18 protein-coding genes are annotated in these 17,809 nt (G+C 71.3%); 7 read left to right on the top strand and 11 right to left on the bottom strand.

Features of this window, described 5'->3' with window-relative positions; genetic code table 11:
• Positions 1 to 10: 10 nt before the first annotated feature.
• The 10 genes from NGB36_RS06480 to NGB36_RS06440 all read right to left on the bottom strand — a co-directional run bounded on the left by NGB36_RS06480 (position 11) and on the right by NGB36_RS06440 (position 11,744).
• Positions 11 to 796 carry a spherulation-specific family 4 protein gene (locus NGB36_RS06480; RefSeq protein WP_255919126.1) on the bottom strand — a complete coding sequence of 262 codons (786 nt, stop codon included), beginning with the start codon at positions 794 to 796 and terminating at the stop codon, positions 11 to 13.
• The gene (locus NGB36_RS06475) at positions 784 to 1,701 is read right to left on the bottom strand and encodes an NAD-dependent epimerase/dehydratase family protein (RefSeq protein ID WP_255919125.1); all 918 of its coding nucleotides are present in this window, start codon (positions 1,699 to 1,701) and stop codon (positions 784 to 786) included. The genes NGB36_RS06480 and NGB36_RS06475 overlap by 13 nt, the downstream gene beginning before the upstream one ends.
• A gap of 66 nt (positions 1,702 to 1,767) precedes the next feature.
• On the bottom strand, positions 1,768 to 3,060 hold the full coding sequence (locus NGB36_RS06470) for a hypothetical protein (protein ID WP_255919124.1): 1,293 nt from the start codon (positions 3,058 to 3,060) through the stop codon (positions 1,768 to 1,770).
• Positions 3,057 to 4,871 (bottom strand): glycosyltransferase, encoded by a 1,815-nt coding sequence (locus NGB36_RS06465; protein ID WP_255919123.1) that lies wholly within the window; start codon positions 4,869 to 4,871, stop codon positions 3,057 to 3,059. The genes NGB36_RS06470 and NGB36_RS06465 overlap by 4 nt, the downstream gene beginning before the upstream one ends.
• Before the next feature lie 215 nt (positions 4,872 to 5,086).
• Positions 5,087 to 6,733 (bottom strand): dipeptide ABC transporter ATP-binding protein, encoded by a 1,647-nt coding sequence (locus NGB36_RS06460; RefSeq protein WP_255919122.1) that lies wholly within the window; start codon positions 6,731 to 6,733, stop codon positions 5,087 to 5,089.
• Positions 6,730 to 7,719, bottom strand: coding sequence for an ABC transporter permease (locus NGB36_RS06455; protein ID WP_255919121.1), 990 nt, complete (start codon positions 7,717 to 7,719; stop codon positions 6,730 to 6,732). The genes NGB36_RS06460 and NGB36_RS06455 overlap by 4 nt, the downstream gene beginning before the upstream one ends.
• Entirely contained in the window at positions 7,716 to 8,708 is a 993-nt protein-coding gene (locus NGB36_RS06450) for an ABC transporter permease (protein ID WP_255919120.1), read from the bottom strand. Before NGB36_RS06450 ends, NGB36_RS06455 begins: the two co-directional genes overlap by 4 nt.
• On the bottom strand, positions 8,708 to 10,420 hold the full coding sequence (locus tag NGB36_RS06445) for an ABC transporter substrate-binding protein (protein ID WP_255919119.1): 1,713 nt from the start codon (positions 10,418 to 10,420) through the stop codon (positions 8,708 to 8,710). The genes NGB36_RS06450 and NGB36_RS06445 overlap by 1 nt, the downstream gene beginning before the upstream one ends.
• 182 nt (positions 10,421 to 10,602) lie before the next feature.
• Positions 10,603 to 10,698, bottom strand: coding sequence for an Ms4533A family Cys-rich leader peptide (locus NGB36_RS33695; RefSeq protein WP_372509384.1), 96 nt, complete (start codon positions 10,696 to 10,698; stop codon positions 10,603 to 10,605).
• Positions 10,699 to 10,730: 32 nt separating this feature from the next.
• A complete protein-coding gene (locus NGB36_RS06440; RefSeq protein ID WP_255919118.1) occupies positions 10,731 to 11,744 on the bottom strand; it encodes an alpha/beta fold hydrolase in 1,014 nt (337 codons plus the stop codon).
• 183 nt (positions 11,745 to 11,927) lie between these two features.
• Between NGB36_RS06440 and NGB36_RS06435 the strand changes: the two genes are divergently transcribed.
• The 4 genes from NGB36_RS06435 to NGB36_RS06420 all read left to right on the top strand — a co-directional run bounded on the left by NGB36_RS06435 (position 11,928) and on the right by NGB36_RS06420 (position 13,703).
• Positions 11,928 to 12,107: an Rv3202a family protein gene (locus NGB36_RS06435; protein ID WP_255919117.1), complete on the top strand. Its 180-nt coding sequence runs from the start codon at positions 11,928 to 11,930 to the stop codon at positions 12,105 to 12,107.
• Between the two features lie 211 nt (positions 12,108 to 12,318).
• Positions 12,319 to 12,969 (top strand): TetR/AcrR family transcriptional regulator, encoded by a 651-nt coding sequence (locus NGB36_RS06430; RefSeq protein WP_255919116.1) that lies wholly within the window; start codon positions 12,319 to 12,321, stop codon positions 12,967 to 12,969.
• A gap of 99 nt (positions 12,970 to 13,068) precedes the next feature.
• Complete coding sequence (locus tag NGB36_RS06425; protein WP_255919115.1) at positions 13,069 to 13,296, top strand: DUF3107 domain-containing protein; 228 nt, start codon at positions 13,069 to 13,071, stop codon at positions 13,294 to 13,296.
• A gap of 134 nt (positions 13,297 to 13,430) precedes the next feature.
• Positions 13,431 to 13,703: a hypothetical protein gene (locus NGB36_RS06420; RefSeq protein ID WP_255919113.1), complete on the top strand. Its 273-nt coding sequence runs from the start codon at positions 13,431 to 13,433 to the stop codon at positions 13,701 to 13,703.
• Here NGB36_RS06420 and NGB36_RS06415 read toward each other — a convergent pair whose 3' ends face one another.
• A complete protein-coding gene (locus NGB36_RS06415) occupies positions 13,704 to 14,459 on the bottom strand; it encodes a ferritin-like fold-containing protein (RefSeq protein ID WP_255919383.1) in 756 nt (251 codons plus the stop codon).
• Between the two features lie 351 nt (positions 14,460 to 14,810).
• Here NGB36_RS06415 and NGB36_RS06410 point away from each other — a divergent pair, with 351 nt between their 5' ends.
• The 3 genes from NGB36_RS06410 to NGB36_RS06400 all read left to right on the top strand — a co-directional run bounded on the left by NGB36_RS06410 (position 14,811) and on the right by NGB36_RS06400 (position 17,747).
• Positions 14,811 to 16,562 (top strand): DEAD/DEAH box helicase, encoded by a 1,752-nt coding sequence (locus NGB36_RS06410; protein WP_443740992.1) that lies wholly within the window; start codon positions 14,811 to 14,813, stop codon positions 16,560 to 16,562.
• Positions 16,563 to 16,628: 66 nt separating this feature from the next.
• Positions 16,629 to 17,501, top strand: a complete 873-nt coding sequence (locus tag NGB36_RS06405; RefSeq protein WP_255919111.1) for an alpha/beta fold hydrolase — start codon at positions 16,629 to 16,631, stop codon at positions 17,499 to 17,501.
• Between the two features lie 105 nt (positions 17,502 to 17,606).
• Complete coding sequence (locus NGB36_RS06400; RefSeq protein WP_255919110.1) at positions 17,607 to 17,747, top strand: DUF8834 family protein; 141 nt, start codon at positions 17,607 to 17,609, stop codon at positions 17,745 to 17,747.
• The last annotated feature ends 62 nt before the right edge of the window (positions 17,748 to 17,809 follow it).

The following is a 17,809-nucleotide window of genomic DNA, read 5'->3' as shown; positions in this document are numbered from 1 at the left end:
TCCGGGGCATTCAGCGACTGGGAGGTGGTTGATCCCGGAGTATTCGTGCCGCTTCGTCCCAGTATGCGGGCAGCCCTTCCCAGGGATCGAACCCCCTCCCCACGGCATCACGCGCCGCATCGGTCGCGTAGGTCGCGTATTCATCATCCGCACCATCCGTGCGGTCGGTGAAGTAGACGCTGGCGGCGCCCTGCCAGCGGGCGATGCGCATCGCCTCCTCCAGATGCGGCCGCGGCACCCCGTGGACCAGATGGCAGAAACGCTCCGGTGGATAGCCCGCCGTCCATTCGGGCGCCTCCGACCAGCGGTAGCCGGTCCACGGCCCGCAGTACGTCACGAGCTGATCGGCGATCTCCGCAAAGCCGGGGTACGGATGGGTGCCGTGCCCCAGCACGATGTGGCCGTCGCCGCGGCCGAGCAGCGCTTCGAGCGTCGCCGCCGCCCGCCGGCACTCCGGGAGCCGGTCCCGGGTCTGCGGCGCACGGTCCAGGTAGAAGCCGGTCACCTCGTACCAGTCCAGATAGTGGCGGGCGTCGGAGACGAGCTCGGCGAACCCCCGGTCCCCGTACGCCGCATCGAGGTGGCCGAGCACTCGCACCCTCGCCTCGCGCAGCCGCGCCACCGCCTTCGCGTACAAGGGGTCGGGGCAGGCGCCGGGCCCGTCGTCGACATTGAGCACGACCCAGTGGACAGGCGCGTCGGGGCGGGCGAGTGCGTCCCATTCCGAGGGTGCGACCAGGGGGTGGGCGTGGGCCGGGACACCGAAGCCCGCGACGTCGATGGTCAGATGCGGCATGCCGCCTCCATCCAGATGTCGGCGAGGGATTCGTCGAGAGCGATACGGGGGCGCCAGCCCAGCCGGTCGCGCGCGGTGCGCACATCGGCCTGCTGCCAGACGCCGCAGCCGTCGGGGTACGGGGCGGAGCCCGCGGCCGGCAGCACCGCGGGGTCGTCCAGCTCGTGCAGGGAGCCGGCGAACCCGGCGGCGCGGGCGAGGTTGGCGACCGAGTCACGCAGCCGTACCGCGCGACCGGTGCCGATGTTCACCACGCCCTGAGCGGCGGAGAGCGAGGCCGCGTGGACGGCGCGTGCCACGTCCCGCACGTCCACGAAGTCGCGCTGGACGCCGAGTCCGCTGAGCTTCAACTCGCCGTCGCCGTTCTGCATCGCACGGCGCAGCGCTTCGGCGAGGCGGCCCAGCGGCGAGGCGGGCGGCGTGCCGGGGCCGACCGGGGAGAAGACGCGCAGCACGATCGCGTCGAGGCCGGAGCCGAGGACGAGTTCGGTGGCGGCGAGTTTGCTCACCCCGTACGGGCCTCCCGGCCGCGGCGTGGCGTCCTCCGCCGTGCACGAACCCGGCTGCGAGGGCCCGTACTCGGCGGCGCAGCCCAGCTGTACGAGCCGCGCTCCGCAGCTGCTGCGCCGCAGCGCCTCGCAGATGCTCGCGACCGCGACGGTGTTGTGACGTGCCAGGTCGCGGGCGCTGCCGCGGGTGGTGCCGGCGCAGTTGACGACGACGCCGGGGTGCACGGCGTCGAAGAACCGGGCGAGGGCGCCAGGGCTGCCGCTCGCCAGGTCGAACCGGACGTCGGAGTCGTCGCGGCGGCCGAGCGCCGTGAGTTGGACGGCCGGGTCGGCGAGCAGCCGTTCGGCCACATGGCGGCCGAGGAATCCGTCGGCGCCGAGCAGCAACACTCTCATCGGCTTCCGCCCACGTGCTGTCGGTGGTGCGTCATGTCTTCTCTGCTCCTACGGCTTCTTGTGGGGTCAGGCTTCTTGTGAGGTGGGGTCCGTGAGGTCGGCTGTCGCGTGTGCGGAGACCCGGCAGAGTGCCGGGAGCGCGCAGGCGATCAGCGCGACGACGGCTGCGGTGCACGCGACGGCCTGGACCGAGCCGGGGCCCGCCGCACGGACGAGATCGCGCAACGGGCGGCCTGCGGCGTGCAGGCCGGGCAGCCGCTGGAGTGCGGCGGTGACGAGGGCGGCCGCTTCGAGGGCGCACGCGGCTCCCGTTCCGGCGGCTGCGACGGCCGGGAAGCCGTGGACGGAGAGCAGCTGGGCGACGAAGAGCAGCAGGCCGAGGAGTGCGCTACCGGCGAGCGCGACGAGATCGACGGGATCGGGGCGCCGCGCGGCCTGGGCCGGGGCGAGGATCGTGACGGCGGTGTACGCGGCGGCGAGCAGGACGAGCAGCGCAACGCCGAAGAGCGCGAAGGTGCGCACCAGCAGCGGCCTCACCTCGGAGGCGAACTCGGCGAGCCCGTGGCTGTCGGCGAGCCGTGCCCGCGTGCGCAGCGCATAGCGGCGCGCGCACCAGGCGGCGGGCAGCAGCGCGAATGCCGGGACGAGCAGCCCGGGAAGGCCCGCCGTCGGACCGGAGGACCGCGCGTCGAGCAGCGTGGTCACCCCTTGCGCCCCGTAGAGCCCGAAGGCGAGCAGCCAGCACGTCCACAGTGCGTTACCGCCCATGCTGCCCGCGCGGAGCGGCCCGTGGCGCACCGCGGCGCGGGCGGCCGGCAGGGCGAGGACGAGGACGAGTGCGGCTTCCGCAGCCTGTCCGTACGGCACCGCGGCGAGCAGGTGCGAGGCGACGACCCCGGCGGCACAGAGGAGGCCGGGCAGCAGATGCAGCGCCGCCCGCCGCGCGGTCAGCCGGCCAGGGAGCTCCGGTTGCGGCGGTGGTGAGGCGGCGGAGCCGTCCGCCGGCTCGCGCGGCACGCGGGCGTACAGCTCCTCGGCGAGCGAGAAGACGTCCCGGTGGCGGAAGCGGGCCGCCGCGCGATCGGTGACGCCGTGGGCTTCGAGCGCGGCGGCGATCTCCAGCGGGTCGACCGCGCGGGCGCACAGGTCGTAGTGACGGTGCATCAACGCGAGCACGGGATCGGCCGGGCTGCGGCGCCGTGGCTGCTCGTAGGGGCGCGGCGCGGCGTTGCGCCCAGGGGGTTCGGCCAGGCGGGGTGGCTGGTTGCGGCGTGGTGGCTCGTCGAGGCGGGGTGGCGGATCGAGGCGGGGTGGCGGATCGAGGCGGGGTGGCGGATCGAGGCGGGGTGCGTCGGTCATGCGTACTCCCTTTCGCCCCGGGCCGCCCAGGCCGGGCCGCGGCGGGGCCGTCCGGGCGTCCCCGTCCAGGTGCCGGGCAGATGGGCCTCGGCCGGCAGCGCGAACGGGACGGCGTCGGTCTCCGCGGCGGCAGGTTCGCGATGGGCGACCAGGTCGAGGTAGATCTCCCGGAAGGCGCGGATGTTCTGTTCGACGGTGAAGAGTTCGAGTGCGCGGGCGCGTGCCGCCGCGCCCAGGCGCGCACGGCGCTCGGGGTCGCGCAGAAGCTCGACGCACGCCTCGGCGAGCGCCCGCGGGTTGCGCGGCGGGACGACGAGGCCGGTACCGCCGATCACTTCGCGGACGGCTCCGACGTCGGTGGAGACGGTGGGCCGGCCGCAGAACATCGCCTCCACGAGGGAGAGCGGGAACCCCTCCACGACGCTGGAGAGCACGACGACGGCACCTGCCGCGTACGCGTCCGCGCGCTCCGGCACGTACGGCGAGCCGACCTCCTCGAAGGAGACCGGATTCTCGCCGACGGAGACCGCGTCGGCCGCCTCGTCGGGGAAGAGCTGGGCGGCGAGGGCACGGCAGGAGTCCAGGCACTCGGGGGACGGTCCGTCGTTCGCAGTGTCCTCGCCGCCCCTGTCGTCTGCGCGCTCCTCCACATCGGCCGAGATGATGCGCAGGCGCGCGCTGGGCTCTTCCTTGCGTACGTCGGCGAACGCGTGCAGCAGCCCGACGAGATCCTTGTCCGGTCCGGCGCGCCCCACCCATGCGAGCGTGAGCTCGTCGGCGTCGAGCAAACCCGCCTCCGCGGCCTCGCCCACGGCGGCGAGCGGTCCGGCGTCCATGCCCGGATGGACGGTCCTGATCTTCGTACGCGGCGCACCGCAACGTTCCTGCCAGCGCCTGACGTGGGCATTGCCGGGGGTGATCAGATCCGCCTGGCGGTACACCTCGCCCGCGAGCAGCCGGTGGAAGGCCGCAAGCAACGCCCTGACCTGCGTGGGCAGTTCACTCGCGGCTTCGCCGAGGTAGTGCTCGCGCAACCGGACCGCGTACTCGGTGATGAGGAGCGGCGTTCCGCAGAATCGTTTTGCGACGATCCCGGGCAGCGCTGCGGGTCCACCCGTCGTGGCATGGCACAGATCCGCGGACGCGAGCGTTCCGCCTTCGTGCGCCTCATACGCCGCATACGACGCCTCGTACGCCGCGCACTCCCCGTACCAGGGCACGGAGAGTGGCCGCAGGGCACGCTCCAGAAGCGCGCTCGCCGTGAGCAGATCGCGGACCTGGGCGCCGCCCACGAGGGGTTCGGCGCCGGGTGCGCGGCAGGCGGCTTCGAGCGCCCGGATCGCTGTCTCGGAGCGGAGCGCGGCGGGGAGGCCGCCGTGCTCACGGGCGAGCTCGGCAAGTCCGTACAGACTTGCGGCGAAACGGTCCGCCTGATCGGTGGAGGAGCGCGCAGCGCCTCCGTTGAGGGTGCGGGGTCCCCCATGCCGCAGGCCAGGGGCGGGAGACGGGAGGGCGGAGGTGTCCGGGCGCACGGTGAGCGCCGCCACGAACTCCTGGTAGCACTCCAGGAAGCGCCGCCGCGGAATGCGCGCCCCGTCCGCCGGTGGCGCCCCGTAGACCGGGAGGATGTGCACGGCCCTTACCTGCGGCGGGAGTTCGGGCCTCCCCCCGGGCACCTCCCCGGGTGCGCGGGCGAGCGCGAACACCTCGAAGTCCTGGCCCGCGAGCCCGCGTACGAGACGGTCGCACCACGCGGAGGCATCGCCGTACGGCTGCGGAAGGCCGCCTTCCGTGAGCAACGCAATGCGCATGAACGCACCCCCTCGTGACCAGGTGTAAGTCGACGGGGTGACGCTATGCCGACATGGCAGTGGCGCGGCGGACGGTTGTCCACCGCGCCACCAAAAGGGGTGAACGGTCGTAACTTTCCACCCCCGCAACCGTTCTGCGTGTACGCCCGCCCGTTGCGGTAGGACGCAAGCTCGTCTTCGCCTCGGGGCGAACGCCGGGGATGGCAACCGCTTCGCTACGCGCTCGCGAGCCGCGACTCCCGCCGGGCCGCCGACTCCTCCGGGTCCAGTACCGGCACCGCCGCCAACAACCCCTTGGTGTAGGGGTGCTGGGGAGCGCCGTAGACCTGGTCGGCCGTGCCCTCCTCGACGATGCGGCCCGCGCGCATCACCGCCACCCGGTCGCTCACCTGCCGCACCACCGCCAGGTCGTGGGCGATGAAGACGAGCGACAGCCCGAGGTCGCGCTGCAACTCCCCAAGCAGCTCCACGACGTGCGACTGCGTGGTGACGTCGAGCGCCGAGACCGGCTCGTCGCACACGATCAGCTTCGGGCCGGGGGCCAGTGCCCGGGCGATGCCGACGCGCTGGCGCTGGCCGCCGGAGAACTCGTGCGGATAGCGGTGGTACCAGTCGGGGTCGAGACCGACCCGTTCGAGCAGCTCGCCGACGCGTGCCGCGATCCGCTTCTCGTCGCGTTCGCCCGCCGCGCGCAGCGGATCGGCGATCGACTCGCCGATGCTGCGGCGCGGGTTGAGCGAGGAGACCGGGTCCTGGAAGACCATCTGCAGCTCGCGCCGCAGCGGTCGCAGCTCCTTCTCCCGCAGCCGGCCGATCTCCCGCCCCTCGTAACGGATCCGGCCTGCGGAGGGCTCCACAAGCCGCACGAGCATCCGGCCAAGGGTGGTCTTGCCGCTGCCGGACTCGCCGACGATGCCGATCGTCTCACCGCGCCCCACGGTCAGCGACACATCGTCGACCGCGGTCACTGCGGCGCCGCGGCGGCCGAACGTGTGTCGCAGGCCGTCCGCTTCGAGCAGCACCTCACGCCCGGGCGCCGCGCGCGGCGGCGGTGCGGCGTCCACCCTGGGCACGGCGTCAACCAGCGCCCGGGTGTACCTCTCGCGGGGCGCGCCCAGCACCTCGGCGACGGTGCCACGCTCCACCGCACGCCCGTCCTTCATCACCAGCACGTCATCGACGCTCCCCGCGATCACTCCGAGGTCGTGGGTGACGAGGATGAGCCCGGTGCCGTTCTCGGTGCGCACCTCGTGCAGCAGGTCCAGGATCTGCGCCTGGACCGTCACGTCGAGGGCGGTGGTCGGCTCGTCGGCGATGATCAGCCGGGGCTCGCAGACGAGAGCCATCGCGATGAGCGCGCGCTGCCGCATGCCACCGCTGAACTCGTGCGGCCGGGAACGGGAGCGCCTCGCGGCGTCCGGAATGCCGACCCGGTCGAGCGCCTGGACGGCGCGGGCGCGGGCGGCGCGCCGCGTTGCCTTCGTGTGCACCCGGTAGACCTCGGCGATCTGGTCACCGATGGCGTAGTACGGGTCGAGGGCGGAGAGCGGGTCCTGGAAGACCATCGCCGCAAGGCCGCCGCGCAGCCGGGTGAGTTCGTCCCCTTCCGCGGTGCGCGGGTCGACGCCCGCCACCCGCACCGAGCCGCCGATCCGTGCGCCCGTCCCGCGGTGCATGCCCAGCAGACTGAACGCGGTTGCGCTCTTGCCGGATCCGGATTCGCCGACGATCCCGAGCGCCTGCCCCGCGCCGAGGGTGAAGTCGAGACCGTCGACGGCCTTGACGACGCCGTCGCCGACGGGGAATTCGACGGTGAGCCCGCTCACCTCCACCAAAGGCTCGGCCTGAGGCTGCGCGCTCATGTCAGCACCACCCGTCGGTCGGCCACCGCGTACAGCACGTCCGCGACGGCGTTGGCGAATACCACGAAGACCCCGGTGACCAGCGTCACCCCGACGACCACCGGCAGATCGACGATCTGCACCGAATACACCAGCAGCCGCCCGATCCCGGGAAGTCCGAAGAGCGATTCGGTCAGCACGGCACCGCCGAACATCGTGCCCAGGTCGATCGCGGACAGCGCGATCACCGAGGTGAGCGCTCCGCGCAGCGCATGCCGGGTGATCAGGTGGCGCTCGCCGACGCCGTAGGCGCGGAAGGTCCTGATGTGGTCCTCGGCAAGCGTCTCCAGCATCGAAGCCCGCGTCAGGCGCGCGTACTTGGCGGACTCGTAGAGCGCCAGCGTCGTCCACGGCAGCAGCAGCCCCCAGAACCACTGCTGCGGATCCTGGCTGAGTCCCACGTACGTGGGGAACGGCAGCCACTGGAGCACCGAGCAGAAGACGATGAGCAGCAGCAGGCCGATGATGAAGACGGGCAGGGAGTTTCCGGCGAGGGTGAGCGTGGTCAGCGCCCGCTCGGTGAAGCGGCCTCGGCGCAACGCGGAGACCAGCCCCGTCCCCACGCCGAGCAGCAGCCAGGCGACCATCGCGCCGAGCGCGAGGGACGCCGTCACCGGCAGCCGGGTGGCGAGCATGCTGGTGACCTGTTCGCCGGTGCGGTAGGAGATGCCCAGACAGGGCGCGTTGCAGTGCATGACGCCCGTTCCCGTAGAGAAGTCGCGTCCCACGAAGATCCCCTCGAGGAAGCGCGCGTACTGCAGGTAGACGGGGGCGTCGAGACCGAGTCGCTGGCGAACTTGCGCCACCTGTGCCGGGCTGCACTTGAGCCCGCAGGCGAGCTGGGCGGGATTGCTCGGGGCGATGTAGAAGATCGCGTAGACGACGAGGGAGAGCGCCAGCAGCACGGACACCATGCCGATGAACCGGCGCAGCAGATAGCCCTTCATGACTGCGCCTCCCTCTTCCGTCCCGTGCCGACGCGCAAGCGAGAGGCGGCGCGCGGGTCGAGTGCGGTGCGTATCCCGTCGCCGAGGACGGTGAAGGCGAGGACGGTGACGAAGATCAGCCCGGAGGGCAGCAGCACGTACGTCGGGTCCTCACGGAACCAGGTGGTCGCCGAGGAGAGCATCTGCCCCCACGACGACGTCGGCGGCTGAACCCCGACTCCGAGGAACGACATGGACGCCTCGCCGACCACGTTCGCCGGCAGCAGCAGCGCCGCGTAGGTGACCACGGGTGCGGTCAGTGTCGGCAGCAGCTCGCGTCGCGCGATCCGCCACGGCCCGGAGCCGCCGAGCCGCGCCGCCGCCACGTAGTCGAGCTCCTTGAGCGTCAGCGTCTGGGCCCGCACGATGCGGGAAATCCCGCCCCAGCCCAATAGACCGATGGCGAGCATCAGCAGCAGCGGGCGCGGGAAGCCAGGGGGCACGATCGCGATCAGCGCGATGGCGAAGAGCAGCCAGGGCAGCGCGAGCATGACGTCGGTGGTCCGGCTGAGCAGCTGGTCGAGGAGGCGGTTGCCGAGGCCCGCGGCCAGGCCGACCCCGACGCCGACGGCCACCTCGACCAGGGTGGCACCGACGGCGACGAGCAGCGAGATCTGCGCCCCGTAGACGAGGCGGGCGAAGAGATCGCGCCCGGTGCCCGGTTCGACGCCGAGCCAGTGCTGGGCGCTGACCCCGCCGAAGGAGCCGATCGGGACGCCGCCCGTCGCGGAGTTGACAAGGGAGTCATGGTACGTGTTGGGGTCCTGGCCCTCGAGGGCGGTCAGCAGCGGTGCGGCGACCGCGACCACCACCAGCAGGGCGATGACGATCGCGCCCGCGAGGGCGGCGCGCTGCGAGCGCAGCCGCCGCCACACCTGCCGGGGCCCGGCGGCCGGGGATGCGCCCGCGATCGCAGGCGTACCCCCGGTCAACAGGTCTTGCGTGCTCATTACTTGACCGCTGCCTCGGCGAGGTCGAGACGTCCGTCCCAGTCCTCGATCACCACGTTGCGGATGTTCTTGCCGAACAGCCGCTTGTAGATGGGGTGGAAGAGCGGCACGTCCAGCGCCTCCTGGCCGATCTGCTGATCGAGCGCGCCCCACTGTCTGGCGGCGGCGGCGTGGTCGGTCAGCGTGTTGATCCGATCGATGGTGGCGTTGACGGTCGGGTCGTTGAGCTGGGCAGAGTTGAAGTTGGAGCCGTTGGTGACGATCTGACGGCCGTCGAAGATGGGCGCCAGGAACGGCGCGCCGGAGGGCCAGTCGGCGCCCCAGCCGGAAAGGAAGAAGCCCGGCTCGGTCTTGGTCGAGTCGATGGTGTTGTCGTAGTTGTCGTCCTGGACGGCGGTGAACTTCACCGTGATCCCGGCGGCCTTCAGCGCGTCCTGCACGGCAGTGGCAAGGGCCGGTCCCTTGTAGTCGGCGTCGTCGCTCTCGTGGGTGAGATTGACGGTGAGCCCGTTCGGGTAACCGGCCTCCTTCAGCAGCTCCTTGGCCCTGGCCGGGTTGCCCGTCGCGCCCGCCGGGAAGGGGTCGTACGGCGTGTAGCCGAAGGCCGCCTGGTCGGGCAGGAAGGTGGTGGCGGGGTCGGCGAGCGAGGAGCCGCCGGCCGCGTTGACGACCGAGGTGCGATTGATCGCGTAGGCGATGGCCTCACGCACCTTGATGTTGTCGAACGGCTTCACCTTCGGGTTGAAGGCGAGGTAGTAGGTTTCGCCGAAGTGGCCGGTGCCGACCCGCGATGCGAGCTGCTTGTCGGAGCTGACCTGTGCGAGTTCGGCCGGGTCGAGGTTGGTGTCGGTGGTGACGGCGTCCGCGTCGTTGCCGGTGCCGGCGGAAAGCCGCTGGTTGATCACCGAGGGGTCGAGCCCGGCGAGCACGTCGACCGTGTCGGGATAGGCCTTGCGCTGGCTGTCGGTCGCCGTCGACCAGTACGGGTTGCGCTTGAGGATGAGGTGCACACCGTCGTTCTGGTTCTCCGCGACCTCGTACGGGCCGGAGGATATGGGGTGCTTGTAGTAGTTCGTCCCAGTGTCCTTCGCCTTGGGCACCGGCGCGAACTGCGTCATCGTCGCGAGGTACGGGAAGTCGCCCTCGGGCTTGGTGAGGTGGAAGACAATGGTCCAGGGGTCGGGCGTCGCGATCGAGTCCAGGCCCTGGGGGTCCTTGTACGGACCCTGGTAGCCGGCGCCGCCGACCAGCCAGTCGCGGAAGTACGGCGGGCCGCCGGAGAGCTCGGGGGCGAAGGAGCGCTCGATGCCGTACTTGACGTCGGCCGAGGTGATGGGCGTGCCGTCCTCGAACTTCAAGCCCTTCTTGAGGTGGTACGTCCAGACCGTGGCGTTCTGCGAAGGCTCGCCGGTGTCGGTGGCGAGGTCCGGCACGACCTTGGTGCCCTCCGCGCCGTTCACCCGGTTGCGGGTGGTCAGCGTCCGGAAGACAAGCGAGGGCACGTCACCGCCGCCGGTGGTGTACAGCCTGGCGGGGTCGAACTCGTTCTGCGGGTTCTGGTTGAGGACGTAGAGCGTGCCGCCCTTGTGCGGCGTGGCGTCGGCCGAGTTCGTGTCCCCGCTCTTCGGGCCGCAGGCGGCGGCCCCTCCGAGGAGGGCGGCGCTGACGGCCACCGCGGCCAAGCGGCGGGATCTGTGGGGATGGTGGGACATCGGAACGAGCCTTTCGCTGCGTCGAGCGGATCACGGCGACACGAACTGTGTACGGGTGACGGGAAATCCGCAGGCGGGAGCGACGGCCGGCACGGCAAGCATGGTGGCAGGAAAGGCTGCGCCCGCGGAAGACGGTGTCCCTGAGCGGAGGCTCGGCCTCTACGCGTCGGGGACGGGCGGGGTCAGCGACAGTGGATATCGGCCACGCACAGCCAGGTCACGCCGATGAGCGCCAGCTCGATGCTGGCGGGCTCGATGGCGTGACGATACTTCGGCATGCCGAGAAGATTGAATGATTCAACAGCGGATGTCAAAACCGTGTGAATGAGCCCTGCTCCCGCTCGGCGGTCTCCGCGAGCAGATCACGGAAGGCACGGGCCACCACATCCGGGTGTTCCATCATGCACACGTGCCCGCCCTCGGGGATCGCCACGAGGCGTGCGTCACGGAAGGCCTTGAGCGCCCTGCGTGCCATGCGGAACGAGACCAGCTTGTCGCGCCCGCCGTACACCAGCAGGGTCGGCGCGAGCACCCGTTCCGCCTGCCGCCACAAGCAGTGCTGGCCGCCGAGGGTGTATGCGTCGACGATGCCGCGCGTGGAGCGGATCAGCGCGTCCCAGTAGTACGGGAGCGCCATCCGCCGCTCGGATTCGCGCGCCGCGGCCGCCAGCTCCTCCGGCGGGATCGAGGAGGGATCGCCGTAGACGAGTTCGGCGAGCGCACGCGCCCGCCGATCGCCCGGCCAGCCCCGCGAGGCGCGCGCGTACAGCTGAGGCAGGCCCGGCACCGAGGCGAGGACGGTGAACCACGCGGTGCGCTGCACCAGCAGCTCGGGCAGTGCCGGCGAGACGAGGGTGAGCGTGCGGACAAGATCGGGACGCAGCGCGGCGATGCGTGTGGCCACCGTCCCTCCCATCGAGTTGCCGAAGAGATGGACGGGGCCGCGCCCGCTCGCCTCGACCAGCCGCACGACCGCCCGCGCATGCCCGTTGATCGAGTAGTCGCCGTCGTCGGGCGGCGGCGAGTACCCGAAGCCGGGCAGGTCGAGCGCCTCGCACTCCACGACGTCCTCCAGCCGTCGCATCAGCGCCGACCAGTTGTCCGACGAGCCGTCCAGGCCGTGCACGAAGAGCGCGGGCGAGAGCCCGTCGCGTTGCGCGGCCCGCCGCCGTACGGTCAGCGTCAGCCCGGGCAGCGACACCGAGCCGACCACCTCTCCGTCGAGTGTCTGGGGTCCCGTCGGCACCGCCGCGCCAGCGGCTGACGTTACTTCGGCGGGACCCACGGCTGCCCGGGCGGCATCAGGCGACTCGGTCGAAGACATGGAGCAATATTACGAGCCGATCACACAGGCCACACCGCCTGTGCCGCACGCCGCACGCCGCGCAATGCCGCGGCAACTGCCAGGGCGACCGCCGAAAGACACAGATCCTGCGCAGGTCAACAGCTCCACCACGGTGCGTTCCCCGCCCGGCTCTCCTACGCTCGTCAGTGAAAGGGAGGCGCCATGTCCGACGTAGAGCCCGAGGCGAACGAGGCCGATGCCGCGGAGCAACAGTTCGAGCTGGTGGATGACGAGGGCGCGGCCCTCGAAACCATCGAGGAGACCCCGGACGAGGCCAATCCGGCCGACGCCGCCGAGCAGCACCGGACGGTTCCACTGGACGAGGACGACTACCGCTGGTAGCCGTCATCGGTGCACAAAGTGGGGCATTGTCGGCTTCTCACAAAATCCACTTGGTGAGATTCTGGGGCAGCGCCACGCACAGGTCGGTTACCGAAAAGTACGATGGCGTACGCATCACTCGCATCGCAGCGCCGCGAGTGCCGGGGGATGCCGGGGATACGCAAGCCATCCGGTAAGCAAGCCGAAGCCATAGCCAGCATTGGGAGGCGGCGTGACAGCCATCGAGCAGACAGAGGCGCGCCCGCGCGGGACGCGTCTGCCGCGCCGTGCCCGCCGTAACCAGCTTCTGGGCGCCGCGCAGGAAGTGTTCGTCGCACAGGGCTACCACGCGGCCGCCATGGACGACATCGCCGAGCGCGCCGGCGTCAGCAAGCCGGTGCTCTACCAGCACTTCCCCGGGAAGCTGGAGCTCTATCTCGCCCTGCTCGACCAGCACTGCGAGGCCCTGCTGCACGCGGTCCGCACCGCGCTCGCGTCCACGACGGACAACAAGAAGCGCGTCGAGGCCACGATGCACGCCTACTTCGCGTACGTCGAGGACGAGGGCGGCGCCTTCCGCCTCGTCTTCGAGTCCGACCTGACCAACGAGACGGCGGTGCGCGAGCGGGTCGACAAGGTCGCGCTCGACTGCGCGGAGGCGATCAGCGAGGTGATCGCCGAGGACACCGGCCTGCCCAGGGAGCAGTCGATGCTGCTCGCCGTCGGCCTCGGCGGCGTCTCGCAGGTGGTGGCGCGCTACTGGCTCTCCTCGGGCGGCTCGATCCCGCGCGAGGAGGCGGTGCAGCTGCTCACCTCGCTCGCCTGGCGCGGTATCGCGGGCTTCCCTCTGCACGGCGGCGAAGGCCAGCAGGGCCAGCACTGAGGCGGGCCAGCACAGACGCCGGCCCGACCTGCGACTAATGTGGGCCGCGTACGGCGCGACCTGAAGCGCCCATCGGCAGACCATCGGAGGGAAACAGCCGTGGAGGTCAAGATCGGCGTGCAGAATGCGCCGCGCGAGATCAACATCGAGAGCGAGCAGTCGGCCGAGGAGATCGAGCAGGCCGTTTCCGCGGCTCTCTCCGGCGCCGCGAAGCTGCTCAGCCTGACCGACGACCGGGGCCGCAAGATCCTGGTGCCCGCCGACCGGCTGGCGTACGTCGAGATCGGCGAGCCGACCAAGCACAAGGTGGGCTTCGGAACGCTCTGAGACATCCGAGCACTGAAGAAGGCGGCGGCCGTCCCGGTGAGAATCCGGGACGGCCGCCGCCTTCCGTTTGCAAACCGCCGTGAAGTGGGTAGGACCGGAGACGTCTGATTTTCACCGCTGCGGGAGGGATCGCGATGATCTGGGAAGCACTCGGCAGCGCGCTCGTGGGACTGGCCGCTGCCTGGGCGGCACTGCGCTGGCTGCCACGCCGCTTCCCGTCCCGCACGATGGTCCTCGCCACGGGCCCCTCGGCAGGCCTGGTCGGCGGCCTGATCACCCGCATCATCCTGGGCCCCGGGCACATTCCCGTCACGCTCGTCGCCGCCCTGGCGGTCGGCGCGGCGATCCTCTCCCTCCTCGTCCGGGCCCCCGCACCGCGCCGATCACGCACCCCGCGCGTGGTCTGACTAGGCAGCGAGGCCGAGCGCAGCCATCCGCTTGGTGTGCGCCTCCGTGATCCGGGTGAACATCCGCCCGACCTCCGCGAGATCGAAGCCGTCCGCGACCCCGCCCACGAGCATCGTCGACAGCGCGTCGCGCTCAGCGACGACCCGCTGGGCCTGGGACAGCGCCTCGCCCATCAGCCGCCGCGCCCACAGCGCGAGCCGCCCTCCGACCCTCGGCTCGGCCTCGATCGCCGCGCGTACCTTCTCCACCGCGAAGCTGGCGTGCCCGGTGTCGTCGAGTACCGCGAGCACCAGGCCCCGGGTGTCCGAGTCCAGCCGCACCGCGACCTCGCGGTAGAAGTCGCTGGCGATCGAGTCGCCGACGTACGCCTTGACCAGGCCCTCCAGCCAGTCGGACGGCGCAGTCTGACGGTGGAACTCGTCCAGTGCGGTCGCGAAGGGCTCCATGGCGGACGTCGGGTCCTCACCGATGTCGGCGAGCCGGTCGCGCAGCCGCTCGAAGTGGCCGAACTCTGCGGATGCCATCGCGGCCAGCTCCGCCTTGTCGGCGAGGGTCGGTGCGAGCTTGGCGTCCTCCGCCAGCCGCTCGAACGCGGCCAGCTCCCCGTACGCCAGCGCACCCAGCAGATCGACGACGGCGGCCCGGTAGTGCGGGTCCGCGGAGGCGGTGGCCCAGTCCTGGGCGGCGATGCCGTTCGTGGCAGCGCCGGCGGCGTCGGTGGTGGCGTTGGCGTTGGTCTCGTCAGGCGTCTCCATGCTGGGCACAATAGCCCGCCGGTGGCCTGCCGTGATGTCCTGCGGACGTCTTACGGACATCTTGCGGACGTCCTGGGCGAGGGTGGGCTCGATGCCCTCGTAAAGGTGCTGAAACAACGATTCGGACTTGGCTGCGCGATTCCGGGGTACAGTGATAAAGGACCTGCCAGATCCTGGCGGGTCATCGCACGAATGCGGATGCCCGGTCGGTGGCCCGATCGGCTCCGAACCGACCACCCTCCCCACCCCCCGGTGGGAGGGGCCCGCTCGCGGCACACGTGAGGGCTGCGGTCCCGCGCTTCTCGGCCTCCCCTGGCCTTTGGAGGGGGCACCTCTCATGCCCGAAGGGCTATGGGGGAGGGGAATCCCGCGGCCGTACGACTCCCCACGGCGCGGTCAGCACCCGATGAGACAACGGATGCTCGACCCCCCTCACCACACAGTGCCGCGCGAATGGAAGAGGCAAGCATCCTGTCCACAACGACCTTCCGCGACCTGGGGATTCTCCCCGAGACCGCCGAGGCCCTTGAGGCAGTCGGCATCACCACACCGTTCCCGATCCAGGAGATGACGCTGCCGGTCGCACTGCCCGGCAACGACGTCATCGGCCAGGCCAAGACCGGAACCGGCAAGACGCTCGGTTTCGGCATCCCGCTCCTCGAACGCGTCACCGTCCCCGCCGATGTCGAGGCCGGCCGCGCGCAGCCCGAAGAGCTCTGCGACACCCCTCAGGCGCTCGTCGTCGTCCCCACCCGCGAGCTGTGCCAGCAGGTCACCAACGACCTGCTGACCGCCGGCAAGGTCCGCAATGTGCGGGTCGCCGCGATCTACGGCGGCCGTGCGTACGAGCCGCAGGTCGAGGCGCTGAAGAGGGGCGTCGACGTCGTCGTCGGCACCCCGGGCCGCCTGCTCGACCTCGCCGGCCAGCGCAAGCTGAGCCTGAAGGCGGTGCGGGTGCTCGTGCTCGACGAGGCCGACGAGATGCTCGACCTCGGCTTCCTGCCCGACGTCGAGAAGATCATCGAAATGCTGCCGGCCAAGCGGCAGACCATGCTGTTCTCGGCGACCATGCCGGGCCAGGTCATCTCGCTCGCGCGCCGCTACCTGTCGCAGCCCACCCACATCCGGGCGACCGCCCCGGACGACGAGGGCGCGACCGTCGCCAACATCACGCAGCACGTCTTCCGTGCGCACTCGCTCGACAAGCCGGAGGTCGTCTCCCGCATTCTGCAGGCGGAGGGCCGCGGCCTCGCGATGATCTTCTGCCGTACGAAGCGGACGGCGGCCGACATCGCCGACCAGCTCTCCCATCGCGGCTTCGCGGCGGGCGCCGTCCACGGCGACCTGGGCCAGAGCGCGCGCGAGCAGGCTCTGCGGGCGTTCCGCAACGGCAAGGTGGACGTGCTCGTCTGCACGGACGTCGCGGCGCGCGGCATCGACGTCGACGGCGTCACGCACGTGATCAACTACCAGTCCCCGGAGGACGAGAAGACCTACCTGCACCGCGTCGGCCGCACCGGCCGCGCAGGCGCCTCGGGTACGGCCGTCACACTCGTCGACTGGGACGACATCCCGCGCTGGCAGCTGATCAACAAGGCGCTCGACCTGCCGTTCAACGAGCCGGAGGAGACGTACTCGACCTCCGACCACCTCTACGAGCTGCTGGGCATCCCGGAAGGGACGACGGGTGTGCTTCCGCGCGCGGAGCGCACGCGTGCGGGTCTTGCGGCCGAGGAGATCGAAGACCTGGGCGAGACGGGCGGCCGCCGCCGCTCCGCCGCCCCGGAGCGTTCCGAGCGTTCGGAGCGTTCGGAGCGCCCCAAGCGCCAGCGCCCACGTCGTCGCACGCGCGCCGGCAAGCCGGTCGACGCCCCGGAGCAGCCTGAGTCCGCGGCCGAGCCCGCGGCAGCCGAAGCCCAGGCCGAGGCCGACGCACCGAAGGCGGCGGCCCCGCGCCGGCGCCGCCGCACCCGCGCCGGCGTCCCGGCCGACGCTGCCGCGGCCGACACAGCCCCGAACCCCGCGGCGACGTCCGACGAGCCCGCCAAGCCCCGTCGTCGCCGCCGCACTCGCCGCTCCTCCGCCGACATCCCGGAGAGCTGACCCGCCGCCGACGCCGGGTCACGGGCCGCGCAACCGCGCGGCCCGGGTGCGTCGTACGCTCGGGCCATGAGCCGACCCCCCACGCTTGTCCTGCCGGACGCCGCGCTTGCCTATGCGTTGGAGACCTCCCGCGGGGCGTTCGCAGTCCTCGATGCCGGCCGGCCGCTCCGCGGCACCGCGCTGCTCGTGCCCGGATTCACCGGCAGCAAGGAGGACTTCATTGCGCTGCTGGAGCCGCTTGCCGACGCCGGGTGGCGCGTCGTCGCCATCGACGGCCGCGGCCAGTACGAGAGTGAGGGGCCGCACGACGAGAAGGCCTATGCCCAGGCCGAGTTGGCCGCGGATGTCATCGCGCAGGCGGAAGCCGTCGGCGACGGCGGGCCGGTCCACCTTCTGGGGCATTCGTTCGGCGGGCTCGTCGCCCGTGCCGCCGTCCTTCGGGATGCCGCTCATGATGCCTCGCTCTGGGCCTCGTTGACGCTGATGAGCTCCGGTCCGGCGGCAATCGACGCGAGCCAGCAGGTCCGTACGCAGCTCCTGACCGACGCGCTCGCCGCGAACGGCAACGACATGGAGAGCGTGTGGCAGCAGATGCGCCGGCTCGACGCCGAGGACCTGGACACCCGCACCTCGCCGGATGCCATCGACGAGTTCCTGCACCGGCGTTGGCTTGCGACCGTACCCGAGCAGCTGACGGCCACCGGCCGTCAGCTGGTGTCGGAGCCGGATCGCGTCGCCGAGCTGGCGGCCGTGGTGCTGCCGAAGCTGGTGATGTCCGGGGAGGTGGACTACGCATGGCCCACGCCGTGGCTGGACTCGATGGCCGAGGAGCTCTCCGCACGTCGTGAGGTGATCGGGGGCGCCGAGCACTCGCCCAACGCCGAGCAGCCGGAGGCGACCGCGGCAGTGCTCGACAACTTCTGGGGAACAAGCCGGTAACATAGTCGTTACACGTTTAGACAGAGAAAAAATTTCCTTAGCGTAGGGAATGTTTTCGTCGGTTCAGCCGTTGACCAGTACAGAACCGACGAAGGGAGACGCCCCATGCGCTTCGAGATCATGCGACTCGACGACGTCGACGGCATCGCCATCGACAGCACCGTCGTGGACGCCGCCTCCGTCAAGAAGATCGTTCAGCAGGCCGCGGCCACCGGCGAGCGCCTTTACATCCGCCCTGCAGAGTGACTCCGACGGGCCACCCACGGCCCTGATCCGGCGACGACGCACAGCGCCCCGTACAGCGACGT

The organism is Streptomyces humicola (assembly GCF_024436035.1).
Lineage (GTDB): Bacteria > Actinomycetota > Actinomycetes > Streptomycetales > Streptomycetaceae > Streptantibioticus_B > Streptantibioticus_B humicola.
This window is presented reverse-complemented; position numbering and strand designations above follow the sequence as displayed.